The sequence below is a fragment of the Cellulosimicrobium marinum genome (assembly GCF_020551945.1).
In the GTDB taxonomy this organism is placed as follows: Bacteria; Actinomycetota; Actinomycetes; order Actinomycetales; family Cellulomonadaceae; genus Cellulosimicrobium; species Cellulosimicrobium marinum.
In genome coordinates, this window is the sequence record NZ_JAJBZH010000007.1 from 65618 (window position 1) to 91362 (window position 25745).

23 protein-coding genes and 2 tRNA genes are annotated in these 25745 nt (G+C 74.1%); 13 read left to right on the plus strand and 12 right to left on the minus strand.

The annotated features are described in order from the left end of the window. Positions 1–225 precede the first annotated feature (225 nt). Positions 226–5088, plus strand: a complete 4863-nt coding sequence (locus tag LGQ04_RS15205) for a glycoside hydrolase domain-containing protein (RefSeq protein ID WP_229244804.1) — start codon at positions 226–228, stop codon at positions 5086–5088. A gap of 160 nt (positions 5089–5248) precedes the next feature. Further along, positions 5249–5857 (plus strand): YdeI/OmpD-associated family protein, encoded by a 609-nt coding sequence (locus LGQ04_RS15210; protein ID WP_229244806.1) that lies wholly within the window; start codon positions 5249–5251, stop codon positions 5855–5857. 27 nt (positions 5858–5884) lie between these two features. Here LGQ04_RS15210 and LGQ04_RS15215 read toward each other — a convergent pair whose 3' ends face one another. Continuing rightward, positions 5885–6160 carry a hypothetical protein gene (locus LGQ04_RS15215; protein ID WP_229244807.1) on the minus strand — a complete coding sequence of 92 codons (276 nt, stop codon included), beginning with the start codon at positions 6158–6160 and terminating at the stop codon, positions 5885–5887. A gap of 9 nt (positions 6161–6169) precedes the next feature. Then, positions 6170–7177 (minus strand): 3-methyladenine DNA glycosylase, encoded by a 1008-nt coding sequence (locus tag LGQ04_RS15220; RefSeq protein WP_229244809.1) that lies wholly within the window; start codon positions 7175–7177, stop codon positions 6170–6172. 167 nt (positions 7178–7344) lie between these two features. On the opposite strand from LGQ04_RS15220, the gene LGQ04_RS15225 reads away from it, so the two are divergent. After that, positions 7345–8259 carry a hypothetical protein gene (locus tag LGQ04_RS15225; RefSeq protein WP_229244810.1) on the plus strand — a complete coding sequence of 305 codons (915 nt, stop codon included), beginning with the start codon at positions 7345–7347 and terminating at the stop codon, positions 8257–8259. A gap of 16 nt (positions 8260–8275) precedes the next feature. On the opposite strand, the gene LGQ04_RS15230 is transcribed toward LGQ04_RS15225, so the two are convergent. Together LGQ04_RS15230 and LGQ04_RS15235 are read right to left on the minus strand one after the other, a co-directional pair. Beyond that, complete coding sequence (locus LGQ04_RS15230) at positions 8276–8656, minus strand: MmcQ/YjbR family DNA-binding protein (RefSeq protein ID WP_229244812.1); 381 nt, start codon at positions 8654–8656, stop codon at positions 8276–8278. Positions 8657–8665: 9 nt separating this feature from the next. Next, complete coding sequence (locus tag LGQ04_RS15235; protein ID WP_229244813.1) at positions 8666–9898, minus strand: heparan-alpha-glucosaminide N-acetyltransferase domain-containing protein; 1233 nt, start codon at positions 9896–9898, stop codon at positions 8666–8668. 161 nt (positions 9899–10059) lie between these two features. On the opposite strand from LGQ04_RS15235, the gene LGQ04_RS15240 reads away from it, so the two are divergent. The 4 genes from LGQ04_RS15240 to LGQ04_RS15255 are packed head-to-tail and all read left to right on the plus strand — an operon-like array spanning position 10060 to position 14078. Beyond that, positions 10060–10950, plus strand: coding sequence for a methyltransferase domain-containing protein (locus LGQ04_RS15240; protein WP_229244815.1), 891 nt, complete (start codon positions 10060–10062; stop codon positions 10948–10950). A gap of 43 nt (positions 10951–10993) precedes the next feature. Next, positions 10994–11776: a fumarylacetoacetate hydrolase family protein gene (locus LGQ04_RS15245; protein WP_229244816.1), complete on the plus strand. Its 783-nt coding sequence runs from the start codon at positions 10994–10996 to the stop codon at positions 11774–11776. A gap of 26 nt (positions 11777–11802) precedes the next feature. Further along, positions 11803–13305: a glutamate--tRNA ligase gene (gene gltX, locus LGQ04_RS15250; RefSeq protein WP_229244818.1), complete on the plus strand. Its 1503-nt coding sequence runs from the start codon at positions 11803–11805 to the stop codon at positions 13303–13305. Then, on the plus strand, positions 13302–14078 hold the full coding sequence (locus tag LGQ04_RS15255; protein ID WP_229244821.1) for an HAD family hydrolase: 777 nt from the start codon (positions 13302–13304) through the stop codon (positions 14076–14078). Before gltX ends, LGQ04_RS15255 begins: the two co-directional genes overlap by 4 nt. Before the next feature lie 62 nt (positions 14079–14140). Here LGQ04_RS15255 and LGQ04_RS15260 read toward each other — a convergent pair whose 3' ends face one another. Further along, positions 14141–15256, minus strand: a complete 1116-nt coding sequence (locus LGQ04_RS15260; protein WP_229244822.1) for a YeiH family protein — start codon at positions 15254–15256, stop codon at positions 14141–14143. A 69-nt stretch (positions 15257–15325) separates the two neighbouring features. On the opposite strand from LGQ04_RS15260, the gene LGQ04_RS15265 reads away from it, so the two are divergent. After that, on the plus strand, positions 15326–16282 hold the full coding sequence (locus LGQ04_RS15265; protein WP_229244823.1) for a LysR family transcriptional regulator: 957 nt from the start codon (positions 15326–15328) through the stop codon (positions 16280–16282). An 8-nt stretch (positions 16283–16290) separates the two neighbouring features. Here the strand turns inward: LGQ04_RS15265 and LGQ04_RS15270 are convergent, their stop codons facing one another. Both LGQ04_RS15270 and LGQ04_RS15275 read right to left on the minus strand, forming a co-directional pair. Next, the gene (locus LGQ04_RS15270; protein ID WP_229244824.1) at positions 16291–16914 is read right to left on the minus strand and encodes a hypothetical protein; all 624 of its coding nucleotides are present in this window, start codon (positions 16912–16914) and stop codon (positions 16291–16293) included. Beyond that, complete coding sequence (locus tag LGQ04_RS15275) at positions 16911–17687, minus strand: class I SAM-dependent methyltransferase (RefSeq protein WP_229244825.1); 777 nt, start codon at positions 17685–17687, stop codon at positions 16911–16913. The genes LGQ04_RS15270 and LGQ04_RS15275 overlap by 4 nt, the downstream gene beginning before the upstream one ends. Before the next feature lie 181 nt (positions 17688–17868). Between LGQ04_RS15275 and LGQ04_RS15280 the strand changes: the two genes are divergently transcribed. The 3 genes from LGQ04_RS15280 (at position 17869) to LGQ04_RS15290 (ending at position 18672) form a co-directional block, all read left to right on the plus strand. Beyond that, positions 17869–17940 (plus strand) — tRNA-Gln (locus LGQ04_RS15280). A 100-nt stretch (positions 17941–18040) separates the two neighbouring features. Next, a tRNA-Glu gene (locus LGQ04_RS15285) sits at positions 18041–18113 on the plus strand. A gap of 145 nt (positions 18114–18258) precedes the next feature. Further along, positions 18259–18672, plus strand: coding sequence for a phage holin family protein (locus tag LGQ04_RS15290; RefSeq protein WP_229244826.1), 414 nt, complete (start codon positions 18259–18261; stop codon positions 18670–18672). Positions 18673–18706: 34 nt separating this feature from the next. Here the strand turns inward: LGQ04_RS15290 and LGQ04_RS15295 are convergent, their stop codons facing one another. The 3 genes from LGQ04_RS15295 to LGQ04_RS15305 all read right to left on the minus strand — a co-directional run bounded on the left by LGQ04_RS15295 (position 18707) and on the right by LGQ04_RS15305 (position 20808). Next, positions 18707–19723 carry a PH domain-containing protein gene (locus LGQ04_RS15295; protein ID WP_229244827.1) on the minus strand — a complete coding sequence of 339 codons (1017 nt, stop codon included), beginning with the start codon at positions 19721–19723 and terminating at the stop codon, positions 18707–18709. Positions 19724–19725: 2 nt separating this feature from the next. Next, positions 19726–19893, minus strand: a complete 168-nt coding sequence (locus LGQ04_RS15300; protein ID WP_229244828.1) for a hypothetical protein — start codon at positions 19891–19893, stop codon at positions 19726–19728. 195 nt (positions 19894–20088) lie between these two features. Beyond that, positions 20089–20808: an IclR family transcriptional regulator gene (locus tag LGQ04_RS15305; protein WP_229244829.1), complete on the minus strand. Its 720-nt coding sequence runs from the start codon at positions 20806–20808 to the stop codon at positions 20089–20091. 162 nt (positions 20809–20970) lie between these two features. On the opposite strand from LGQ04_RS15305, the gene leuC reads away from it, so the two are divergent. Both leuC and leuD read left to right on the plus strand, forming a co-directional pair. Next, complete coding sequence (leuC, locus tag LGQ04_RS15310) at positions 20971–22452, plus strand: 3-isopropylmalate dehydratase large subunit (protein WP_229244899.1); 1482 nt, start codon at positions 20971–20973, stop codon at positions 22450–22452. Positions 22453–22514: 62 nt separating this feature from the next. Further along, positions 22515–23150 (plus strand): 3-isopropylmalate dehydratase small subunit, encoded by a 636-nt coding sequence (gene leuD / locus LGQ04_RS15315; protein WP_229244830.1) that lies wholly within the window; start codon positions 22515–22517, stop codon positions 23148–23150. 280 nt (positions 23151–23430) lie between these two features. Here leuD and LGQ04_RS15320 read toward each other — a convergent pair whose 3' ends face one another. Further along, a complete protein-coding gene (locus LGQ04_RS15320) occupies positions 23431–24324 on the minus strand; it encodes an LLM class flavin-dependent oxidoreductase (RefSeq protein WP_229244831.1) in 894 nt (297 codons plus the stop codon). Positions 24325–24424: 100 nt separating this feature from the next. Continuing rightward, the gene (locus LGQ04_RS15325; RefSeq protein ID WP_229244832.1) at positions 24425–25735 is read right to left on the minus strand and encodes a hemolysin family protein; all 1311 of its coding nucleotides are present in this window, start codon (positions 25733–25735) and stop codon (positions 24425–24427) included. Positions 25736–25745: the final 10 nt, after the last annotated feature.

Genomic DNA, 25745 nt, shown 5'->3' on the forward strand with positions numbered 1-25745 from the left:
GGACGTCGTCCGGTGCGGCCGACCTCTTGATAGCGCTGTCAGAACATGCGAGGCTGTCCGCGGTCCCCACGTCGACGTGGGGACGAGGGGACGGAGGTCGCGGCCAGGCTCCGTCCACCGTCCGATCATCTGCGCGTCACCCGCCGCTGCCACAGTGGGCCGCGCGGCGAGTGTCACCGCTGTCACCCGTCCTGCCCGTCCGACACGTACCACCCCGAGGACACGATGCATCCCAGATCCCAGACCACCCGGCGGCGCGGTCGCCGACTCGTCGCGAGCACCGTCGCCGGTGCGCTGACCGTCGTGGGGCTCGCGCCCGTCGCTGCCGCGACCGCCGTCCCCGAGCCCGCCGCCGACACCCGGGACTACACGTCCCTCGTCGACGTGTTCGTCGGCACCGAGGGCGACTTCGGCAACGACATGCCGGCCGCCCAGGCCCCGAACGGCCTCGCCAAGGTCAACCCGCGCACGACGCCGGGCCGCAACAACACCGGCTACGACTACGCCCAGTCGCAGATCTCGGGGTTCACGCACACCAACCTCGACGGCGTCGGCGGCTCGGGCGGCGGTGGTGACCTGCTCGTCGTGCCGACGTCGGGGTCGTACACCACGCGCCCGGCCACCAGCACGTACGCGCACCCGTTCTCGCACGACGACGAGGAGGCGGGCCCCGGGTACTACGCCGTGTCGCTCGGCAACGTCGCCGGCACGGACGGCTCGATCGCGGCCGCGGACGGGACGATCGAGGCCGAGGTGACCGCCACGACGCGCTCGGGCGTGCACCGCTACGCGTTCCCCGAGGGGTCGACGCCGAGCCTCGTGCTCGACCTCTCGACGAACAACACGAGCCGCATCGCGTCGTCCCTCGACGTCTCGACGCTCGACGACGGCCGCGCCGCGATCAGCGGCAGCTTCACCGGCCACTTCTACAACGCGTCCTACACGATGCACTACTACGCGACGACGACGCAGCCCGTCGCCGACGTGCAGACCTGGGGCGACGACAAGGCACTGACGGACGCGACGTCGCAGGACGGGCGGGACACCGGCGCGGTGCTGACGTTCGACGCGGCCGACGCGGGCGACGTCGGGCTCGAGCTCACCCTGTCCCCGGTGAGCGCGGCCCAGGCGAAGGTGGACCAGGCCAACGAGCTGAGCGACCTCGGCTTCGACGAGGTCCGCGAGCGGACCCGGGCCGAGTGGAACCGTGCGCTCGGCCGGGTCGACGTCGCGGCGTCCGTCGCGACCGACCCGACGGGTGAGCTGGAGCAGCTGTTCTACACGCACCTGTACCGCATGTTCGCGATGCCGATGAACGCGACGAGCACGTCGGGGACGTACCGCGGCGTCGACGGTGCGGTGCACCGCGCGCAGGGCTTCACGTACTACGACTCGTGGGCCACGTGGGACGACTTCCGCAAGTTCTCCGTCCTCGCGTACATCGACCCGTCGATGTACCGCGACATGGTGCAGTCGATGGTCTACCTGTTCGCCGACGCGCAGGCGGCGGGCGGCGGCGGTCTCGGCGGGCTCGTGCACACCGTCCCGACGGTGCGCTGGGAGCGGTCCGCCGTCGTCGTCGCCGACGCGATCGCGAAGGGGTACACGGGGTTGGACCGCCTGGACGAGGCGTACCCTGCGCTGGAGCGGCTCGTCGGGTCCTACAGCGAGGCCGAGCTCGAGCGCGGCTACATCGCCGGCAACCCCGGCGCGTCGGTCCAGCGCGGCTACGACCAGTGGGGCCTGTCGATCGTCGCCGACGAGATCGGTCTCGCCGACGAGGCGCAGTCGCTGCGCGAGCAGGCCGCCCTGCCGATCGAGCACCTCATCAAGCCGGGCGCGTGGACCGCGGCCGACGGCACCGAGGTGGGCGTGCTCATGCCGCGCGCCGCGGACGGCACCTGGCAGGACGCCGACCCCGAGCGGTTCGAGGCCGCGAGCCTCTACCAGGGCACCCTGTGGCAGTACACCTGGTACGACGCGTACGACATGGACGCGCTCGTCGGTGCGATGGGCGGCACGGAGGCGGCCCGCCTCGCGATGCGCCACATGTTCGGCGAGGACTCCGACGCGGACGACGGCTCCGGGATGCTCCACTCGAACGCGAACGAGATCGACCTGCAGGCGCCGTACCTGTTCAACTACGTGGGCGAGCCGCACCTGACGCAGAAGTGGACGCGCGCGATCTACACGCAGGAGACCTGGAACCGGTACATCGGCACCGGCTCGACGAGCTTCTTCCCGAGCGGCGGCGGCGAGTTCACGCCGCCCATCAGGACCAAGGTCTACCAGCTCGACCCGCGCGGCATGCTCGCCACGATGGACAACGACGCAGGCACGATGTCGACGATGTTCGTCGCCGCCGCCGTCGGGCTCTTCCCCGTCACGGCCGGGTCGTCGCAGTACCAGATCGGGTCGCCGTTCTTCGACACCGCGACCATCACGTACGACGACGGCACGACGTTCGCGGTGACCGCGGACGGCGTCTCCGAGGACGACTTCTACGTCCAGTCGGCCTCGCTCGACGGGGCGTCGTTCGACAACACGTGGCTCGACTACGCGACGGTCGTCGGGGGCGGCGACCTCACGTTCTCGATGGGCGACGAGCCCAGCGACTGGGGCACCGACACCGAGCCCGCGTTCTCGATGAGCACCGCGACCGAGGGCGAGGACGACGGCTACCCCGTCACCGCGGACCCCGCCACCGTGCGGGCCGACGCCGACGGCACGGTCGACGCGAGTGTGACGCTCACGCTGGGCGGGGGAGCGCGGCTCGCCGCCGACGCCGGCGCCGACCTCGTCGCCACCGGCGCTGCCACGGTCGAACGCCCCCCGGCCGGGGTCGAGGCGACCGTCACCGTCGCCTCCGCGACGTCCCTCACGGTCACGGTCCGCGGCACGACGTCCGACGACGCGCGGTTCTACGTGCGTCTGCGCGACACGGCGCTCGCGGACGGCGTGCCCGCCGCGGCGCTGACCGGTGAGGGCGTCTCCCTGCGCTCGCCGCTGCGCCTGTCGGTGGCGGGTGCGGAGCGCTCGACGCTCGCCGACCTCGTCGACGACGCGGAGGGCGTGCGCAAGGGCAGTTACTCGTCCGTGTCGTTCACCCGGTTCTCCGCCGCGCTCGAGCACGCGCAGGACCTGCTCGCCGACGACGCGTCGTCGAGCGTGGACCTGCGGTTCGCCGCGGACCGGCTGGAGGCCGCGATCGACGGCCTCGACATCACCGGCGGCGGCCTGCGCGTCCTCGAGGGCGAGAGGTCCGAGGCGTGGTCGGGCGGCGAGCTGTCGAACGAGGCCAACAGCTCGGCCGGCAACCTCGGCGGCGTGCGCTCCGGGGCGTGGATCCAGTACCACGACATGACGTTCGACGACGCGCTCCCCGGGTACCTCACCGTCGACTACGCGACGAGCTTCGGCCCGGGTGAGCAGCCGAGCACGGTCGTCGTGCACGGCGGTGACGTCGACGGACCGGTCGTCGCGACCGTCGAGCTCGCCGGCACCGGCGGGTGGGGCAACTACCGCGAGGTCACGGTCGCGCTCGACGACGCGCAGGCGCTCGCCGACGCCGGGGCCGTGACGTTCGAGTTCCGCACCGTCGAGGGCCGCAGCTGGGTGGGGAACTTCGACCGGTTCCGGTTCAGCGTCGAGGACCCGACCACGACGCCCGAGCCGGGCGCGTCGGCCGCGGTGACCATCGAGTCGGAGGACTGGACCGAGCACTCCGGCGGCGGCCTGAAGAACGAGTCGTCCACGTGGACCAGCGGACCGGTGACGAACGTCGGCGGGACGGCGGACGGCGATTGGCTCGCGTACGGCGAGGTCGACCTGGGCGAGCTTCCCCTCGGGGAGCTGTCCGTGCACTACGTGCACAACGCGAACCGCAGCGGCGACAGCTCGGCGATCGCGGTGTACCTCGACGAGTTCGACCCGGAGAACCCGGGCGAGCCGTTCGCGACCGTGCCGCTGCCCTCGACCGGCTCGAGCTGGTCGGAGGACGGCATCGCGACCGTCGCGCTGCCGCAGACCGTCAGCGGGACGCACGAGGTGTTCGTGCGCCTGTCGACCGAGGCGTACGCGAACCACCCGTACGTCGCGAACCTCGACAGCATGACGTTCGCGCCCGGCGGCCCGACCGACGTCCTCGTCGAGTCGGAGGACTGGACGCAGAGCTCGGGCCGCGGGCTGAAGAACGAGACGTCGACCTGGGACAGCGGGACCGTGACGAACGTCGGCGGCACCGCGGACGGCGACTGGCTCGCCTACGGCGAGGTCGACCTCGGGTCGGCGGCGCTGGACCGGCTCTCGGTGCACTACGTCCACAACTCGTCGCGGTGCGGTCGCGACTCGGCGATCGAGGTGTACCTCGACGAGTTCGACCCCGAGGACCCGGGTGAGCCGTTCGCCCGCGTCCCCCTGCCGTCGACCGGCTCGGGCTGGGCGGACGACGGTGTCGCGACGATCGACCTGCCGACCCCGGTGCGCGGCACGCACGAGGTGTTCGTGCGGCTCACCACGCAGGCGTACGACGGTCACCCGTACGTCGCGAACCTCGACAGCATGACGTTCTTCACCGACGCGTTCGACGTCGAGGTCCCGCCGGTCGACACGACGGGCCTCGCGGCGGTCGTGGCGGACGTCGAGCACCTCGCGGACGAGGCCGACCGGTACAACCGGATCGACCACGGCGTGTTCACGCGCGAGCTCGCCGCGGCGCGGACGCTGCTCGCGGACGAGGGGGCGACGCAGGCGCAGGTCGACGACCAGGCGCGACGCCTGCGCCTGGCGGCCGCGCAGCTCGTCCCGGTCGAGGACGTCGAGCTCGTGTCCGTCGAGGTGAGCCCGCGCTGCCTCGCCGGGAAGCCGTACGTCGCCGTCCGTGCGACGAACGTCTCGGACGCGGCCGTGGACGTCGAGCTGTCGAGCGCGCTCGGCACGCGGGCGTACGACGCCGTCGCGCCCGGCGCGAACGCGTACCAGTCGTTCGCGGCGCGCTCGGCGACGGGCGAGCTGGACGTCACGGTGACGGCCACGGGGGCGGAGGGGGAGCAGACGGTCGTCGAGACCGTGACGGTCCCGACCTGCTGACCGGTCCCCGACCCAGCCGAACCCGGGTCTGCACGTCACGCCGAGCTCTCCGTGACGTTAAGGCCCGGGTTCGGCGTTCCCGGTGGGTCGTCGCGGTGGGTCGTCGCGGGGCGGCCGCGGGGTAGCGTCGAGCACGGACGACGGACCGCGGAGGTGGCCGATGGACCCGACCGACGTCGAGCGCTACCGGGACCGACCCGCGTTCCACGCCGCCGACCCGGCCCGGTGGCGCGCGTGGCTCACGGAGCACCACGACGACCCCGAGCCCGGGGTCTGGCTCGTCACCTGGCGTCGCGAGAGCGGGCACGAGACGTTCGGCTACGAGCCGTGGATCGAGGAAGCCCTCGCGTTCGGGTGGATCGACGGCCAGGCGTCCGTGGTCGACGTCGACCGGCACGCGCTGTGGTTCACGCGCCGCCGCCGCGGCAGCCGGTGGACGCGGCTCAGCAAGGAGAGGGTCGCGCGCGTCGAGGCAGACGGCCGGATGACCGACGCCGGCCGCGCCGTCGTGGCCGCCGCGCAGGCCGACGGGTCCTGGACCCGGCACGACGACGCCGAGGCCCTCGTCGTGCCCGACGACCTCGCCGCGGCGCTCGCCGCCCGACCCGGGGCGCGCGCGGCGTTCGACGCGTTCACCCCCGGCGTGCGCCGGTCGGTCCTCGGCTGGCTGGCCGACGCCCGTCGCGCCGAGACGCGCGAACGCCGCGTCGCCGAGACGGCGGACCAGGCCGCTCGGGGCGTCGCGGCCCACCAGCTGCGCCGGGGCTGAGCGCACCCGAGCCCGCGATGGCGGGCGTCACCGACCGCCGGCGCGCTCGTACAAGAAGTCGATCCGGGATGCGAGACGCCCCGTCCCGACGAGCACGAGCAGCAGCCCCAGGCCGCCGAGGGCGTAGCCGAGCGCCACCGACGACGTGAGGTCGAGCACCGACCACGCCGCTGCGCCGAGCGCGAGGCCCAGGACGAGAGGGAACGCCGTCGACGTCATCGCGGTCGAGGCGGTGGTCGAGGTGGGAGGTGCCGAGGCGCGGGAGTCGTGCGGCTCGTCGGCACTCGGGGGTGTGTCCGTCACGCGGCGAACCTAGACGCCGTGGGCCGGGACGTCCAGCCTCCCGGCCCCGGCGCCGTCGAGCAGCGCGGTGCAGGCCGCGCGCAGGCGCTCGCGGAGCACCGCACCGCGCTCGGCGAACGCGCGCTGGTGCCGCACGTACTCGGCCTTCCCCGCGGTCGTCTCGATCGCGACGGGCGCCAGGCCGTAGGCGGAGACGTCGTACGGGGAGGCGCGCATGTCGACCTCCCGCACGTCGTGGGCGAGGTCGAACGCGTCCAGCAGGACGTCGCCGGGCACGGCCGGGCCGAGCTTGAGGGCCCACTTGTACAGGTCCATGGTCGCGTGCAGGCAGCCGGGCTGCTCCAGCGCGGGCTGGGTCTCGCGCGTCGGGGTCAGGCGGTTGAGGGGCGCGGCCTCGGGCGTGAAGAACCGGTACGCGTCGAAGTGCGAGCACTGGACGGGGTGGGCGTCGACGACGGCGTCCGTCCCTTCGTGCCCGAGGCGCAGCGGGAGCGGGTGGCGGTGGTCGCGCCCCGCGGCGCGGTCGCGGTAGACCATGGCCCACTCGTGCAGGCCGAAGCACCCGAACCGGCCGGGCCGGGCGGCGGTCGCGTCGAGCAGCGCCGCGACGTAGCGGACGGTGTCGCCGCGCTCCGCGAGGTATGCCGCGGCGTCGAGCACGACGCCGCCGGGCTCCGTGCGGTACCAGCGCCAGTCGGCGCGACCGTCGTACGGGTCGGCGGCGTGGCCCTGGCCGTCGTGGTCGGTCGGGACGCCGGGAGCGAGCGCGACGCCGGCGCCGGGGTGCCAGCGGCGCAGCTGCGCCGGCCGGGTGGGGTAGTAGGTGAAGAGGAAGTCTTCGATCGCGTGCTTCTCGCCGAGCGGCTTGCGGCGGCGCCAGCCCGCGGTGAGTGCGTCGGCGCGGTCGGCGTGCCGGTCCGCGAGCTCGCGCCACCGGGCCGCGGGGAGCGTCGCGCGTGCGTGCCCGACGCCGCGTGCGGGTGCGGGCGTCCGGGCGGCGGGCGTGGAGGTGGGCACCCGTCCAGGGTACGAGGCGCGGTGCACCGGACCGGCCGGACCGACGGGACGAAAGATCACCCTGTGGACGATTCGGTCCGCGGCCCCTGATGCCGCGAGAATGGGCGCGACGGTGCGGTGAGGACGTCCGGCACCACGACGATGCGGCGAGGCCGCGGAGGAGCATCATGACGCAGCCGCCCGGCGGCCCCCAGGACCCGTACCAGTTCGACGCGTACCGGCCCGGCGGCGCACCCCAGCCCGACCCGGCCGGTTCCTACGGCACGCAGCAGCCCTACGGGACGCAGCCGTACGGCGCGCCCGACCCGGCGCAGCAGGGGTACGGCGCGCCGCAGCCGTACGGGACGCAGCCGTACGGAGCACCGGACCCCACCCAGCAGGCGCCCTACGGTGCGCCGTACGCGGGCTACAGCACCTACGCGCCGCCCGCCCCGACGACGACGAACACGCTCGCGATCGTGGGCTTCGTCCTCGCGGTCGTCGGTGTCCTCGGGTGCTGGGTCCCGGGTTTCAACGTCTTCGCCGCGCTCCTCGCCCTCACCGGTGTCATCCTGGGCATCGTCGGCCTCGTCCAGGTGAAGAGCGGCAAGTCGGGCAAGGGCTTCGCGATCTCCGCGATCATCGTCGGCGCGCTCGCGATCCTCGGGACGATCCTCACCTACGTGCTGCTCTTCGTGTGGGCGGACGCCGTCACGTCGGAGTACGAGGACACCCTCGCGGAGATCCAGTCCGAGACGCAGAGCGACCTCGACCGCATGTCCGGGGACGCCACCGAGGAGATCCTCGCGACCGACCTGACGGTCGAGTTCGGCACGTTCGAGGGGAGCGCGGACGAGTACGGCTTCGTCGAGTCCGCCCTGCCGGTGACGCTGACGAACAACGCCTCCGAGGCCATGATGTACGACGTCGAGATCGACGCCGTCGCGGCGGACGGCACCGTCGTCGAGTCGGACTTCGCCTTCACGTCGACGCTCGACCCGGGCGCGTCCGAGACGGTCGACGTGTTCGAGTACGTCGACGAGGAGACCCTCGAGGCGCTCCGGACCGCCACGTTCGAGATCACGTCCGCCAGCCAGTACTGACGCGAGGGTCGCGCGCTCACTCCGACCCGGCGAGGTACTCCCGCGCGAGCCGCTTCGGCGCGCGGGCCAGCCAGGCGTCCTGCACGAGCTCCTCGAGCTCGGGCACGGGCACCCGGTCGAGCCGTGCGAGCACGATCGCGTACCCGTCGAAGTGCGTCGTCGTGAGGAACGTCGCGGGGTCGTCGCCCAGCAGGGCCTGCTTCTCCCCGTCGTCGGCGACCCAGAAGGCGACCGGGGCGTCGTCGGGTGCCGCGTCGCCGAGCTCGGCGAGGTCCTTGGGGCGCAACGGCCGCTCCCACACGAACGTCCTGCCGTGCACGCGCCAGTGCCGGGCGCCGTCGCGCGCCGTGTCCGGCAGCACCGCGGCGACCCGGTCGACGTCGTCCCACGTGGCCATGGTCCGACGTTACTCCCGGGGCGCCGCCGGCGGCTCGGCCGGTGCGGGGGCGTGGGCCGTCCGTGGTGAGGTGTCCGGCGGGCCGTCCGTGGTGCGGCGGGCGACCGCGGTGAGCAGGCGTTCGAGGGGCCCGCGCCCGAACGCCCAGCGCCACGCCGTCGCGACGGCCAGCGTGGCGAGCACGAGCACGAGGAGCGGACCGTTCGTCGTCTGCTCGAACGCCTCCTCGCCCCACGCGTACAGGACGACGACCTGCGCGCTGTAGACCGTGAGGGCCATGGAGCCGACGGCCGCCACCGGGGCGAGCACCCAGCGCCCGACGCGACCCGCGAACAGGCACGCGCCGAGCACGGCGACGGCGAACCCGCCGGATCCCACGACCTCGGGCCACGTGTCCGTGTGCGGCCCGGCGAGCCAGAGGTACGCGGTCGTCGGCCACGGGTCCGTCCAGGTGAGCGCGTCGGCCCGGTACGTGCTGGACCAGTCGACCACGGCGTCCTCCACGGCCCACGCCCCGCCGAGCGGTCCGACGACGGCCGCCGACGCCCCGTAGCCGACGGCCGTGGCGGTGAGGCCGCCCGTGACGAGCAGCACGCGCACGAGCGTCGAACCGAGGTCGAGCCGACCGATGGCCATCCCGGCGAACACGTACGCCGTCCACACGACGGCGGGGTAGTGGCCGGTGAGGACGAAGTCGGTGAAGGCGCCGGACCCGTCGTCGGGCAGGTGCAGCCCGGCGCGCTGCAGCGCCTCCGGGCCGTAGTACGCGAGGACCGGTCCGACGAGCCCCACGGTGGCGGCGAGCCCGGCCAGCCGTGCGGGGGACCAGCGCAGGAACGGCAGCGCGAGGACGAAGTACGTCGCGTAGAAGCCGAGGATGAGCAGCACGCGGGTCCCGAGCAGGTCGAGCAGGCCGACGACGGCGAGCAGCAGCACCGCGCGGACGAGGATCCGCGTGCGGACCGTCGCGAGCGCCCGGCCCGTGGCAGGCGTCCGGCCGCCGGAGACGAGCGCGAGGGACACCCCGGCGACGAGCGCGAAGAGGATGGACGAGCGGCCGTTGGCGACGTCGAGGACGGCGGGCACCCCGCCGCCGTCGGGCAGCGTGTACCCCACGTGGGCGGTGAACATGCCGAGCACCGCGAGCCCGCGCGCGACGTCGACCCCCGTCACCCGTCCGGCCCCGCCGAGCAGGAGGTCGGTGTGGCGGCGGACGAACCCGGGCGCGGGCGTCGGTGTCATGGGGGAGATTGTCCGTCCTGTCCGCCAGGTGCACCGGCGGGACACGCGCGGCCGGCCGGCGGTCCGCGTCCGGGTCACACGTCGGCGCGCAGCGACCCGGCGCACGACCAGAGTGTGAGAACGGGGTCGAGAACGACCCGCGTGCGGCCTACCGTGCGGGTATGACGGAAACCCCTCTCAGCGGAGCCGACGCCGGCCCCCGCGGCGACGCCCCCACCGGGGCCGCCGGCTCCAACCCGGCCAAGGAGTCGGAGTCCTACACGCACGGTCACCACGAGTCCGTGCTGCGCTCCCACCGGTGGCGCACCGCGGAGAACTCCGCAGGGTTCCTCCTGCCGCACCTGCGTGAGGGCATGAGCCTGCTCGACGTCGGGTGCGGGCCCGCGACGGTCACCGTCGACCTCGCCGCGCGCGTCGGCGACGGGCGGGTCGTCGGCGTCGACGCGTCGGCCGCCGTGCTCGACAGCGCGCGCGACCTCGCCTCCCGGCGCGGCGCCACGAACCTCACGTTCGAGCAGGCCAACGCCTACGAGCTCCCGTTCGCCGACGACACGTTCGACGTCGTCTACGCCCACCAGCTCCTGCAGCACCTGTCCGACCCGGTCGCCGCGCTGCGCGAGATGCGCCGCGTCGCGAAGCCCGGCGGGCTCGTCGCGGTCCGCGACGCCGACTACGCCGCGATGACGTGGTACCCCGCGTCGCCCGGTCTCACCGAGTGGAACACGCTCTACCACGAGGTGACGCACGCCTACGGGTTCGAGGCCGACGCCGGGCGCCGCCTCTTCGCCTGGGTCCAGGACGCCGGGTTCGCCGTCGACCGGATCGAGCCCAGCGCCAGCACGTGGTGCTACGCGACCCCCGAGGACCGCACGTGGTGGGGCGGGCTGTGGGCCGAGCGCTGCGTCGCGTCGAACTTCGCCGTCCAGGCCAAGGAGTCGGCGCTCGCGGACGACGTCGCGCTGGAGCAGCTGGCGCAGGACTGGCTGCGCTGGGCCGAGGAGCCCGCGGGGTGGTTCGCCGTGCTCAACGGCGAGGTGCTCGCCCGGGCCTGACGCGCCGTCGGGCACGACGCCGCGCGGCCGCTAGCCTGGGCCTGTGCGCATCGCGAGATTCACCACCGGAGACGACCCCCGCTACGCCCTCGTCCAGCACGAGGGGGACCGCACGTACCTCGCGGTCCTCACGGGCGACCCGCTCTACATGCCCGTGACGCCGACGGGGGAGCGGATCGAGCTGGGTGACGGCGTGCGGCTGCTCGCGCCCGTGATCCCGCGCTCGAAGGTCGTCGCGGTGGGACGCAACTACGCGGACCACGCGCGCGAGATGGGCAACGAGGTGCCCACGCGCCCGCTGCTGTTCCTCAAGCCCAACACGTCGGTCGTCGGGCCGGACGACCCGATCGTCCTGCCCGACTTCTCGCAGGAGGTGTCCTACGAGGCCGAGCTCGCCGTCGTCATCGGGCGGCTCGCGAAGGACGTGTCGCCCGAGGCGGCGCCCGCGTACGTCCTCGGCTACACCGTGGCGAACGACGTCACGGCGCGCGACGCGCAGCGCACCGACGGGCAGTGGGCGCGCGCGAAGGGGTTCGACTCCGCGTGCCCCCTCGGTCCGTGGATCGACACCGACCTCGACCCCGAGGGCGTCGGCGTGCGCAGCCGCGTCAACGGCGAGACGAAGCAGGACGGCCGCACGAGCGACATGGTGTTCGACGTCGCCCACCTCGTGTCGTACGTGTCCGAGGCCATGACGCTCCTTCCCGGGGACGTCCTGCTCACCGGCACGCCCGCGGGCGTCGGCCTGATCGACGCGGGCGACCGCGTCGAGTGCGAGGTCGAGGGCGTCGGCGTGCTGAGCAACCCCGTGGTGCGCCGGGACTGAGACGTCGGGGAACTAGGCTGGGGGCCGTGATCCCCGCACCTGGTTCCTCGCCCGTCCGTGTCCGCTTCTGCCCGTCCCCGACCGGGACGCCGCACGTCGGGCTGATCCGCACCGCGCTGTTCAACTGGGCGTGGGCACGGCACGTGGGCGGCACGTTCGTGTTCCGCATCGAGGACACCGACGCCGCGCGCGACAGCGAGGAGAGCTACACCCAGCTCCTCGACGCGCTGCGCTGGCTCGGCCTGGACTGGGACGAGGGCGTCGAGGTGGGCGGCCCGCACGAGCCGTACCGGCAGTCGCAGCGCGCCGACCTGTACCAGGACGTGATCCGCCGGCTCGTCGAGGGCGGCTACGTCTACGAGTCGTACTCGACCCCCGAGGAGGTCGACGCGCGCAACGCCGCGGCCGGCATCAAGACCAAGGGCTACGACAACTTCGACCGCACCCTCACCGAGGAGCAGCGGGCCGCGTTCCGCGCCGAGGGGCGCGAGCCGGTGCTGCGCCTGCGGATGCCCGACGAGGACATCACCTTCACGGACCTCGTGCGCGGCGAGATCACGTTCCAGGCGGGCTCGGTGCCCGACTACGCGATCGTGCGCGCCAACGGCCAGCCGCTGTACACGCTCGTCAACCCGGTCGACGACGCGCTCATGGGCATCACGCACGTGCTGCGCGGCGAGGACCTGCTCTCCTCCACCCCGCGCCAGATCGCGCTCTACCGGGCGCTGCTGGAGATCGGCGTCGCGCAGGTGGTGCCGGAGTTCGGCCACCTGCCCTACGTCATGGGGGAGGGCAACAAGAAGCTCTCGAAGCGCGACCCCGAGTCCAACCTGTTCCTGCACCGCGAGCGCGGGTTCACCCCCGAGGGCCTGCTCAACTACCTCGCGCTGCTCGGCTGGTCCATCGCGCCCGACAACGACATCTTCTCCGTCGAGGAGATGGTGGCCGCGTTCGACGTGCACGACGTCCTGCCCAACCCGGCGCGCTTCGACCTCAAGAAGGCCGAGGCGATCAACGCGACGCACGTGCGGATGCTCGCCCCCCAGGACTTCCGCGACCGCCTCGTGCCGTACCTGCACGCCGGTGGCCTCGTGCCCGCGGACTCGTTCGCCGACCTCGAGCCGCGGCACCGCGACCTGCTCACCGCCGCCGCGCCGCTCGTCCAGGAGCGCATGGTCCTGCTCGGCGAGTCCGTCGGGATGCTCGGGTTCCTCTTCACCGCCGACGACGCGGTCGTCGTCGAGGACGACGCGCGCGCCGCCCTGCGCGACGACGCCGCCGAGATCCTCGCGGCGGCCACCACCGCGCTCGACGCGCTGGCGGACGACGCGTTCGCCACCGCCGCGATCGAGCAGGCCCTGCGCGACGCGATCGTCGAGGGCATGGGCGTCAAGCCCCGCTTCGCGTTCACCCCGCTGCGCGTCGCGCTCACCGGCCGTCGCGTGTCCCCGCCGCTCTTCGAGTCGATGGAGCTGCTCGGCAAGGCGTCGACGCTCGCGCGCCTCGCGCGCCTCCGGGCGTCGCTGTGACGGGCGCGCCCGCTCGTGTCGAGGGCGTCCTTTTCGACGTCGACGACACGCTCGTCGACACGCGCGCCGCGTTCGCGCAGGCGATCGCCGCGGCGTCGCGCGTGTGGCTGCCGCACCTGCCCGAGGACCGGTACGACGAGGTCCTCGCGCTGTGGCGCGCCGACCCGAACGGCCACTACCGCGCGTACACGCGCGGCGAGGTCGACTTCGACGCCCAGCGCATGGCCCGCGCCAACGAGCTCCAGGCGACGTTCGGGGGAGAGCTCCTCGACGACGCGGGGTACGTCGAGTGGAAGGACGTGTTCTGGGGCACGTTCGAGGCGTCGTGGTCGGCGTTCGACGACGCGCGGGCCGCGGTCGACGGGCTCGTCGCGGCGGGCGTGAAGGTCGGCTCGCTCACCAACGCGCGCGTCGAGCTGCAGACCCGCAAGCTCGCCGCCGCCGGCCTCTCGGACGTCCCCCTGCTCGTCGGCGTCGACACGCTCGGCTTCGGCAAGCCCGACCCGCGCGTGTTCGCCGAGGCGTGCCGCCTGCTCGGCACGGACCCGGCCCGCACGGCGTACGTCGGCGACGAGCTCGACGTCGACGCGCGCGGGGCGCTCGCGGCCGGGCTCGTCGGCGTCTGGCTCGACCGCCCCGGGACGCGCCGCGGCGGACCGCACCCGGAGGACCCGGCCGCGGCCCGCGCGTCGGGCGTGCACGTCCTGCACGGCCTCGCCGATCTGCCCACCGTCGTCGGACCCGGCCCTCGCGCCGAGGCAGGGCTCCGATAGAGCGAAGGAGAACCGCGGGACCACGGTTCTCCTTCGGCAGACGGGCGTTCCCCCTCGTGGGCTCAGCCGAGGAGCAGGACCCCGGCCAGGGACGTCGTCGTGACGACGAGCGCCGAGAGCGCACCGAGGACCAGCGGGCGGCGACCGGTGCGGACGAGGCGCGGCACGTCGACGCCGAGGCCGAGCGCGAACATCGCGGCGACGAAGGCGACGGTCGTCAGGACCTGCGCCACCTCCAGCACCGGCGCCGGCACGACCCCCGCGCTGCGCACCGCCACGGCGACGAGGAACCCCACGACGAACCACGGGACGGGGACGACACGCCCGGTCCCCGCGTCGCCGCCTCGTGCCGCGACGATCCCGGCGCCGGTGACGACGGGCGCGAGGAGCGCGACCCGGGCGAGCTTGGCGACGGTCGCCGTCGCGAGCGCCGCGGCGGACACGGTCCCTGCCGCCGTGACGACCTGGGCGACCTCCTGCACGCTCGCCCCGATCCACAGGCCGGTCTGCGCGTCGTCGAGCCGCAGGAGGCCGGCGAGCCACGGCAGCACGACGATCGCGAGCGTGCCGTAGACGGTGACGAGGGTGAGCGCGGTCGCGACCGCGTCGTCGTCCTCTCGGACCTGCGCGGGGGTCCGGCCGGGACGGGCGACGACGCCCTGCATGGCCGAGACGGCGGCGGCGCCGCAGATCGAGAAGCCGGTCGCGACGAGCAGGGCGGTGGCGCGTGGCACGCGCAGCAGCCGGCCGAGGGCCAGGGTGCCCGCGAAGGTGACCGCGAGCGTCGTCGTGACGACGACGAGCCCTCGCCACCCGAGCGCCAGGACCTCGGGGACGGACAGCTGGAGACCGAGGAGCACGACGCCGACCCGCAGGACGACGGAGGACGTCCACCCGATGCCGGGCCGCAGCGCCGCGACGCGCCGGGCGGCGGCCGGCCGGCGGGCGCGCCCGAGGACCGTCGAGCCGACGAGCGCGCCGACCGTGAGGGCGGTGACGAGCGGCGAGACGGTGGGCAGCAGGCGGGAGCCGGCGAGCACGAGCACGGTCGCGAGCGCCACGACGGCGAGGCCGGGGGCTGCCGCTCGGGCTGCCGGGCGGGCCGCCGGTCCGCCCGACGGGCGGGCTGTTGCCGGTCGGGCCTCCGGTCGGGTCGCCGGGGGTCGGGTGTCGGTCACGCTTCCAGGGTCGGGCGCCCCGGGGCGCGGCGGAAGGCCGACCTCATCACCGACCCATAGAGTGGACCTATGAGCACGCCGCCGCACGACTCCCCGGGACGGGCGGGCCCGCCCCCGCGCGGGGCGCGCACGACGCTCGGCGCGCTCGAGCTGCTCGTCGCGACCGACTCGCACGGCTCGATCAGCGCCGCGGCCCGCGTCCTGGGGATCACCCAGCCCACCGCGTCTGCGGGTCTGCGCGCGCTCGAGCGCGGCCTGGGCCTGGAGCTCCTCGACCGCACGACGCGCGGAGCCCGCCTCACCGAGACGGGGCGGGCCACCGCGGCGTGGGCGCGCGAGGTGATCGACGCCTCGGACCGCTTCGAGACGTCCGTCGCGTCGCTGCGGGAGCGGCCCGCCGAGCGCGTGCGGGTCGCCGCGAGCCTCACGGTCGCGGAGTACCTCGCCCCGCGCTGGCTCGCGCGCCTCGCGCTCACCGAGCCCGCCGGGGCGCCGCACGTCGAGCTCGTCGTCCGCAACTCCGCGGAGGTGACGACGCTCGTCCTCGCGGGAGAGGTCGAGCTCGGGTTCGTCGAGAGCGCGACGCTGCGCCGCGGGCTGCGGAGCCGGACCGTCGCGCACGACGAGCTGGTCGTCGTCGTGGGGCCGGCCCACCGGTGGGCGCGGCGCAGCGCGCTGCGCGTCGACGAGCTGCTCACGGGCGGGCTGGTGGTGCGCGAGAGCGGGTCGGGCACGCGGGAGACGCTGGAGCGCGGGCTCGCCGCCCACGGCTCCGCGCTCCCGGAGCACCTGCCGCACCTGGGGTCCACCGCCGCGCTCAAGACGGCCGTCCAGCACGGGGGAGCGGTGGCCGTGCTGTCGAGCCTGGCCGTCTCCGACGACGTCGCGCGGGGCGCCCTCGTGCGGGTCGCCGTCCCCGGCCTCGAGCTGGACCGCCGGCTGCGGATGGTGTGGAAGGACGGGACCGCGCTGTCCGCGGCGGCACGGCGGATCGCCGGGGCCGCCGTGGCGACGGGCGTGCCCTGACCCGGACGTCAGCGCACCGACGCGTCCCAGCGCCACCGGGTGCGGCGCGGCCGTCCCTCGAGCTCCCCGCGGCCGGTCGCCCACAGCAGGACGGCGTCCGGGTCCTCGCCCGGGGCGGGCGCCGCGACGTCGGGGAACAGGCGGTCGAGAGTGCGGGCGGCGAGCCCCGGAGGGAACGCGCGGTCGCGCGCGTCGAGCCCCACGAGCACGTCGTGGCCGTGCACGAGCACCTCCACCACACCCATGGCGGCGAACCCCGCGGGGTCGGAGAAGCCGTACGGGTGGTAGGCGCGGGCCTCCGAGGGGCGCGTGTCGACGAGCGTGGCGAGCAGCTCGCCGCCCCCGACCAGGGCCTCGACCAGTCCCGCGGTGCCGGCCGACCGGTCGACGTGCACGATCTCGTCCTCCCCGCGCGGCCCGACGAGCGGCACGTAGGCCAGCCGGGGGAGCGCGGCGAGCTGCAGGGCGTACGCCACGAGGTCGTCGACGACGTGCTCCGCGGTCGCCCAGCACGTCCACCGCACCGGGCCCGCCTGTCCGTCGAGCGCGGCCGCCGGGCGACCGTCCAGGTGGGTGACGAGCCAGCGGACGGCGTCGCGCACGTCGGCTCCCGTCACGGGCGCGGCGCTCACGACGCCAGGCGTTCCGCGCGCCAGCACCGCGCCACGTACGGGAGGTCGACCTCCGTGCGCCCCGCGAGGTCGGGGTGCGTGGACGCGAGGTCGTCGACCTCGGCCAGGAGGGCGTCACGACGGTCCGGCGGCAGTGTGAGCAGGTAGCTGCGCGAGGCCGCGAGCGGGCGCAGGGAGTCGGTGCGGACCCTGTCGTGCCAGCCGAAGGGCTGGTGCTCCGGCACGCCGAACGCCGGGCCGAGCTCCGGCACGCGGTGGCTCGTCTCGAGGCTGTCGCCGCGGTGGATGATCTCCGTGAAGCGGGAGACCCAGTCGGTCCTCTCGTCGCGGACGTTCCACACGATGCCGAGACGCCCGTCGGGGCGCAGGACGCGCGCGATCTCGGCCGGGGCCGCGGGGGAGAACCAGTGCCAGGCCTGCGCGACGAGCACGGCGTCGACGCTCGCGTCGGGCAGCGGGATCGCCTCGGCCGTGCCGGGCAGCGCGCGCGCCCCCGGAGCCGTGACGGCGAGCTCGGCCCGCATCGCGTCGGAGGGCTCCACCGCGACGACGTCGAGGTCGCGGGCGAGGAGCCGTTCGGTGAGCTTGCCGGTGCCCGCCGCGAGGTCGAGGACCGTGCGGGCCCCCGGGGGCACGAGCCAGTCGACGGCCGCGTCCGGGTAGGACGGGCGCGTCGCGGCGTACTGGCGCGCGCCGTGGTCGAACGACGCGGCGCGGGCGTGCACGGACCCGGGGTCGGGTGCGGGCTCGGCCGCAGGCGGCGGTGTGCTCATGGGACCGACGCTGCCAGGTCGGGGGGGCTTCCGTCGACCTCCCGGGCCGTGCACGCGGCGCATTTGGCCCACGTCCCGGAGTCCGGTAATGTTCTCGGCCGGTGAGACCTCCACGGGAGGGAAGCGCGGGACAGGTGTCAGTCCGTCCGAGCGGCCCGAACGAACCGGTCTCATACCACCATGGGGTATGGTGTAATTGGCAGCACGAGTGATTCTGGTTCACTTAGTCTAGGTTCGAGTCCTGGTACCCCAGCGACGAGCTCCGGCTCTGGATCGAGCGGTCAGAACCGCTCGGAACATGAGGTAGAGTTCTCACCGGTGAAACGGTCCGGGAACGGAACGAAGAACCGCAGGCCCCCATCGTCTAGCGGCCTAGGACGTCGCCCTCTCACGGCGGTAACACGGGTTCAAATCCCGTTGGGGGTACATCGGGAAGGCCCGGTCATCACACGATGACCGGGCCTTTCGCGTTTCTCTGAACGGAACACCCGGAACGACCGAGGGTGCCCTGCGCCGAGGTGCCCGGGACCTTCCCCGCGCCGGGTGTGACGTGCGTCGCTATGCTCGCCGCATGATCCGGTTCCTCATCCGCACGGCCATCCTCCTCGCGTCCGTCGCGCTCGGCCTGCTCGTGGCCGACTGGGTCGTCGACGGCGTCGAGCTCACGGTCACCGGCTTCGTCGTCGCGGTCGTCGTCTTCACCGTCGCCCAGGCCGTCCTCTCCCCGTTCATCGCCAAGATGGCGGCGCGGTACGCCCCCGCGTTCCTCGGGGGGATCGGCCTCGTGTCGACGTTCGTCGCCCTGCTCATCGCGTCCGCCGTCGGCGACGGGCTGAGCATCGACGGCGGGTTCGTGCCCTGGCTGCTCACGACCCTCGTCGTGTGGCTCGTCACCGCGCTCGCGACGTTCCTCCTGCCGATGTTCTTCCTCAAGGAGAAGGCGGAGGAGCGCAAGCAGGACGGCGCGGGCCCCGCCGGACGCTGACGTCACGGCCGGGTGGCGACGCAGGGGGCCTGACTCAGGGGGCCGGAGGGCGCCCAGGCCCTGGCTCGTACGGCCGGGGGACCGGCGGTGACGTCGGCCGCGGGTGCACGACGGGCACGTACGTGGCCCGGTGCTCGCCGGAGACCGCCCAGCCTGGTTCGTCGTCCTCCGGGACGCCCTGGCCGTCCGTGTCGTGCGCGGGCGTGCGCCCGCGGCCGGCGCCGTCGAGAGGCAGGGGCTGCGTCGGGCCGCTCGCCGGGCCGTCGCGCAGGACCTCGGCGCGTCCCGTCACCACGATCGGCTCGTCGCGCCGCGGTGGGGCCGGGACCGGGGGCGCGGCGGGGGCCGACGGCGTGGCGGGGACGGGGCTGTGCCCGTCCCAGGCGGGGGCCGGGAGGACCGTCCGAGGTTCGTCGGCGCCGTCGCCCGCGTGGCCCGGACGACGGCGCGGCCACCCCGGGGAGCGAGGGGCCGCCGTCGGCTGCGGCGGGGGCACGACGGAGGGGGCGGGAGCGGCCGGCTTGGCACCGGGCCGCCCCGCGCTGCCGCCGGGTCCGAAGAGGGTGTCGCAGATGCGGCGGTACGTGGCCTCCGGGTGACCGACCCAGTCGACCTGGCGCAGCGCCTGGTCCTGCCCGGCGGACTCCAGGACGAACTGCCCGTACCCGAGCGCGCGACCCACCACGGACCGGCCGTAGTTGAGGTCGGTGACCTTGGTGAGCGGCATCATCGCCACCTTGTGCGTGATGAGCCCGTAGAGCAGGAGCAGGCGCTTGTCGGTCGCGACGAACCACTCGTTGCGCCACTCGAGCACCTTCCACGCGAGGCGCGCCGCGAGGATCAGCCAGAGCCACCAGACGACGAGGATCCCGTCGCCCACGGACGGTCCCGCCTGGACGACGAGCCAGGAGACGACGAAGAGACCTGCCGTCGTCGTGGCCACCGGTTCGAGCAGCATCGCCCAGTGGTGGCGCGTCGCGACCACCACCCGCTCGCCCGTGAGGACGTAGCGGTCGATGACCCGGCTCCGGGGCCGGCCGCCCTGGGGCACGGCTAGTCCAGGAGGGAGCTGAAGAACTGGCCGATGCTGCGGAAGGCGCCGAGGATCACGTCCCAGATCCCCTCGAGAATGTCGGCAGCCCGTTCGGGGCTCGTGACGATCGCGTAGAGCGCGAAGATCACCAGCGTCCAGATGAGGATCGCCTTCACCTTCGGATGCATCGGGACTCCTCCCCGGTCGGGGGTCGGTCGGACAGGACGTGCGCCCCCCTGCGGGGACCGTGCCGGGACGGCCCGCACAGCATGACAGCAGACGGTGACATTTTGACAGGGCATGTCCCGTTCGTGTCCCGCGGCACGCCGGGAGCGGGTGGGTCCGGCTCCCGGTTCTCGCCTACTCGCCCGCGCGGCTCCCGCTCACTCGCCCGCGCGGCGCAGGACCTCCGTGAGGCGGTTCGCGGCGGCGACGACCGATCCGGAGTGGAGGCGGCCCGGCTGGCGCGACAGGCGCTCGACGGGCCCGGAGATCGAGACGGCCGCGACCACGCGCCCGGACGGGCTGCGGACGGGCGCGGAGACCGACGCGACCCCGAGCTCGCGCTCCGAGACCGACTGGGCCCACCCCCGGCGTCGGACACCCGAGAGGATCGTGGCGGTGAAGACGGCCTCGCGCAGCCCGCGGTGCAGGCGGTCGGGCTCCTCCCAGGCCAGGAGGATCTGGGCCGCGGAGCCCGCGTTCATCGTGAGTGTCGCGCCCACGGGGATCGAGTCGCGCAGGCCGACGGGCCGCTCGGCCGCGGCGACGCAGATGCGGTGGTCTCCCTGGCGGCGGTAGAGCTGAGCGCTCTCGCCGGTGTGGTCGCGCAGCGCGGTGAGCACCGGGTTCGCGGCGGCCAGCAGGCGGTCCTCGCCCGCGGCCGTGGCGAGCTCGTTGAGCCGCGGCCCGAGGACGAACCGCCCCTGCATGTCGCGGGCGACCATGCGGTGGTGCTCGAGGGCGACGGCGAGGCGGTGCGCCGTCGGGCGGGCGAGGCCGGTGGCGGTGACGAGCTGGGCGAGGGTGGCCGGGCCCGACTCCAGGGCGCCGAGAACCGAGGCCGCCTTGTCCAGGACGCCGACTCCGCTAGTATTGTCCATAGGTCGATATTGGCGTCTCATGCACTGAGATGCAAGTCGGCGGGAGATGTTCCACCCGCTGGACGTTCTCCCCGGCATGCTGCCGGACGGCGGACCATCGACCCAGACGGCCCCCCGTGCCCCCGCGGGGACGCCGTGACAGACGACGAGGAGATGAGCAGCATGGCCGGCACGCTGGCGGAGAAGGTCTGGGACGCGCACCTGGTGCGACGCGGCACGAACGGGTCGCCCGACCTCCTCTACATCGACCTCCACCTCGTCCACGAGGTGACGAGCCCGCAGGCCTTCGAAGGGCTGCGCCTCGCCGGCCGCCCCGTGCGACGCCCGGACCTCACCATCGCGACCGAGGACCACAACACGCCCACGCTCGACATCGACCTGCCCATCGCGGACCTCACCAGCCGCACGCAGATCGACACGCTGCGCAACAACGCGCGCGAGTTCGGCGTCCGCATCCACTCCCTCGGCGACGCCGACCAGGGCATCGTCCACCAGGTCGGCCCGCAGCTCGGCCTCACCATGCCCGGCCTCACCGTCGTGTGCGGCGACTCGCACACCTCCACGCACGGCGCGTTCGGCGCGCTCGCGTTCGGCATCGGCACGTCCGAGGTCGAGCACGTCCTCGCCACCCAGACGCTGCCCCTCGCACCCTTCAAGACCATGGCGATCAACGTCGACGGCGCGCTGCCCCCGGGCGCGACGAGCAAGGACATCATCCTCGCGATCATCGCCAAGATCGGCACCGGCGGCGGCCAGGGCTACGTCCTGGAGTACCGCGGCGAGGCCATCCGTAACCTCTCCATGGAGGCGCGGATGACGATCTGCAACATGTCGATCGAGGCCGGCGCCCGCGCCGGCATGATCGCCCCCGACGACACGACCTTCGAGTACCTCAAGGGCCGCCCGCACGCGCCCGAGGGCGTCGACTGGGACGCCGCCGTCGAGTACTGGCGCACCCTGCGCTCCGACGACGACGCGGTCTTCGACACCGAGGTCACGCTCCGCGCGTCCGACCTCGAGCCGTTCGTCACCTGGGGCACCAACCCCGGCCAGGGCCTGCCCATCTCCGCGACCGTCCCCGTCCCCGAGGAGATCGCCGACGAGAACGAGCGCGTCGCCGCCGAGCGGGCCATCGAGTACATGGGTCTGACCCCCGGCCAGCCCCTGCGCGAGATCCCCGTCGACACGGTGTTCATCGGGTCGTGCACCAACGGCCGAATCGAGGACCTGCGCTCCGTCGCCAAGGTCGTCCAGGGCAAGAAGAAGGCCGACGGCGTCCGCGTCCTCGTCGTCCCCGCGTCGGCCCGCGTGCGCCTCCAGGCCGAGGCCGAGGGCCTCGACAAGATCTTCCTCGACTTCGGTGCCGAGTGGCGCAACGCCGGCTGCTCCATGTGCCTCGGCATGAACCCCGACCAGCTCACCCCCGGCGAGCGCGCGGCGTCGACCTCCAACCGCAACTTCGAGGGCCGCCAGGGCAAGGGGGGCCGCACGCACCTCGTGTCGCCGCTCGTCGCCGCCGCCACCGCGCTGCGCGGGACGCTGTCCTCCCTCACGGACCTCGACCTGCCCGAGGGCACCGACATCACCTCGTTCGACGGCACGCCGCTCGCGCCGCTCGACCCGCGCGTCCTCGTGCAGGTCTGAGCGTCCCCGCGCCGAGCGCCGCCACCCACCCGTCGCCCCGAAGACTCGAAGAAGGTCCCGCCATGGAGAAGTTCACGACCCACACCGGCGTCGGCGTCCCGCTGCGCCGCAGCAACGTCGACACCGACCAGATCATCCCCGCCGTCTACCTCAAGCGCGTCACCCGCACCGGGTTCGAGGACGCCCTGTTCGCCGCCTGGCGCGGCGACCCCACCTTCGTCCTCAACCAGGACGCCTACCGCGCCGGGTCCGTGCTCGTCGCCGGCCCCGACTTTGGCACCGGCTCCTCGCGCGAGCACGCCGTGTGGGCGCTCAAGGACTACGGCTTCCGCGTCGTCCTCGCCTCCCGGTTCGCCGACATCTTCCGCGGCAACTCCGGCAAGCAGGGCCTCGTCGCCGGGATCGTCGCGCAGGAGGACATCGAACTCCTCTGGAAGATCCTCGAGACCAGCCCCGGCACCGAGGTGACCGTCGACCTCGTCGCGCGCACCGCGTCCGCGCAGGACGTCACCGTGCCGTTCCAGATCGACGACTACACGCGCTGGCGCCTCATGGAGGGTCTCGACGACATCGGTCTGACGCTCCAGCACGAGGACGAGATCGCCGCGTTCGAGGCGACGCGCGCGTCGTGGCGGCCGAAGACCCTGCCGGCGAAGACGCTCCCGAAGGTCGAGATCGAGGCGGCGCGGCCCGTCTGAGGCTGCGTGCCACTGGGCCCGGGGGCGGGTCCTGCGGAGGTGAGGACGGGTCTACCATCCGCGGGGCTCGTCCCGCGCCCCGCTCCCGCCAGTCCCACCACGACCCGTCCTCACCTCCGCAGGACCCGCCCGTGACGGGGTCGCCGACAGCGGGGTGCTGCGCGGATCAGGTCCGACGGCGGTCCTCGCCGTGGGCGTCCGGCGCTCGCCCACGGGCGGGCGAGGTGCCGCACCAGGCTGCGCGAGGTAGTACCGAGGTCGCGCGGGGTAGTACCGGGGTTCAGGGGCGGGGCGGGCCCTGGCGGATCGTGTCGAGGAGGGCCGTCGGGGTGGCGGTGTCGGGGTTCCAGCGGGACTCGACCCACCAGGTGGCGCCCGCCTCGGCGAGGTCGGCGAGCTGTTCGGTCGCGGCCGCGCGGTCGGCGGGGAGCTCGCCCTGGAGCACGACGTCGAACGGGCGGTCCGCGGGCAGGCCCAGCTCGGCGCGGCGTGCGGTGAGCCAGGAGACGAGGGCGGAGACGTCGTCGGGCGTGGGGACGTCGAAACCGCGCTCGCCCCGGAGCTGGAGCACGGTCCCGTCGGCGCGCAGCGCGCGGTCGAGCGAGCGGCGCGGCGGTCGGGCGGCGTCCCACACGCCCACCGGCCACACCGGCACGCGGTGCCCGGTCCCGGGGCGGTCGACGGGGCGGGGGAGGAACTGCATCTCGCCCGTCTTTAGGCGCGTCCCGGCGAACGCGAACGGCTCGCCCGTCCAGGCGCGGTCGAGGAACGCGAGGGCGTCGTCGAGCTGCTCCGCCCGGGCGCGCAGCTCCTGAGGCTGGTCGGGGACGGCGGAGAACCCGCCGTCGTCGAGCACCCCCACCCCGACGGGCAGGACGAGCCGACCGCCCGACAGGTGGTCCACCGTGAGCGCCTGCCGCGCGACCTCCCACGGGCGGCGTCGGGGCAGGGCGAAGACCATCGCGCCGAGCGTGACGCGCTCCGTGCGGACGGCGGCGGCGGCGAGCATGGCCCACGGGTCGAACGTGTCGACCGCCATCACGCTGATGCCGTCCCACGAGAAGAACCCGTCCCAGCCGTGCTCCTCGGCGGCCACGGCCATCTCGACGACCTGCGTGGCGGAGCCGAAGCTCCCGACCACCCCGACCTTCATCCCCACGTCCGGTGCGCTCATCCCTCCACGGTAGGCGGACCCACCCACGCCGTTGGGTGCGGGGGATCTGTCGTCGCCGGACGGTCCGGACGACAGATACCCCGCACTCAGCGGGGCGGGGTCAGCGGGGCGCGGGGGAGACGTCGAGGCGCGTGATGCGGCGGTGGGACACCTCGGTCACGGTGAGCCGACGGTCGCCGACCTCCACGTGGTCGCCCACGACCGCGAGCCGGCCGAGCTCGGCGAGGACGAAGCCCGCGACGGTCTCGTAGGGGCCGTCGGGCAGCTCGACACCGGTGCGGCGCGCGAGCTCCTCGATGGTCTGCCCAGCATCGACGCTCGTGGTGCCGCCGTCCTCGCGCGCGGCGGACGGCTCGTCCGGGTCGTACTCGTCGCGGATGTCGCCGACGAGCTCCTCGACCAGGTCCTCCAGCGTGACGATCCCGTCGGTACCGCCGTACTCGTCGACCACGACGGCGATGTGCACGCCCTCGCTGCGCATGCGCGCCATCGCGGGCAGCACCGTGTTCGTCGCGGGCAGCTCGAGGATGGGCCGGACGACGTCGCGCACGAGCACCGGGCGCCCGGTCGTCGGGTCGGTCTCGGGGTGGTCGGGGCAGTCGCGGCCGAGCAGGTCGCGCACGTGGAGGAACCCGACGACGTCGTCGAAGTCCTCACCGGTCACGGGGTAGCGGGAGTAGGGCGCGGCGGCGACGGTGCGGGCCGCCTCGGCGAGGGGCGTGTCGCCGGCCATGAACGACACCTCGCCTCGCGGCGTCATGGCCTCGGCGAGCGACCGGTCGCCGGCGGCGAACACGTCGTCGAGGATCTGCCGCTCGTCCTCGGGGATGTCCTCGTGCGCGAGGACGAGCTCGCGCAGCTCCTCCTCGCTCATCTCCTCCCCGCGCGCGGACGGGTTGCCGCCGAGCAGCCGCACGACGGCGTCGGTCGAGCGCGACAGCAGCCAGATGACGGGGCGCATGAGGGTCGCGAACCGGTCGAGCGGCGGGGCGACGGCGAGCGCGACCGACGCCGAGCGCTGCAGCGCGATGCGCTTGGGGACGAGCTCGCCGAGCACGAGCGACAGGTAGGCGACGAGGAGCGTGAGCGCCACGAGGGCGACGGTGTCCGCGAGCCCGGGCGGGAGCCCCAGCCCTTCGAGGACCGGGGCGAGGTCGGGGGCCAGGGTCGACGCGCCGTAGGCGGCCGAGAAGAACCCCGCGACGGTCACGCCGATCTGGACGGCGGCGAGGAACCGGTTGGGGTCGCGCGCGACGGCCGCGACCCGTGCCCCGCGCGCGGACTGCTTCTCGAGCTGCGCGACCTGGCTCTCGCGCAGCGACACGAGCGCGATCTCCGTGCCGGCGAACACCCCGCCGACGAGGACGAAGAGCAGCACGAGAGCGATGTTGGTCCAGGTGCCGGAGTCCATCGCCCCATCC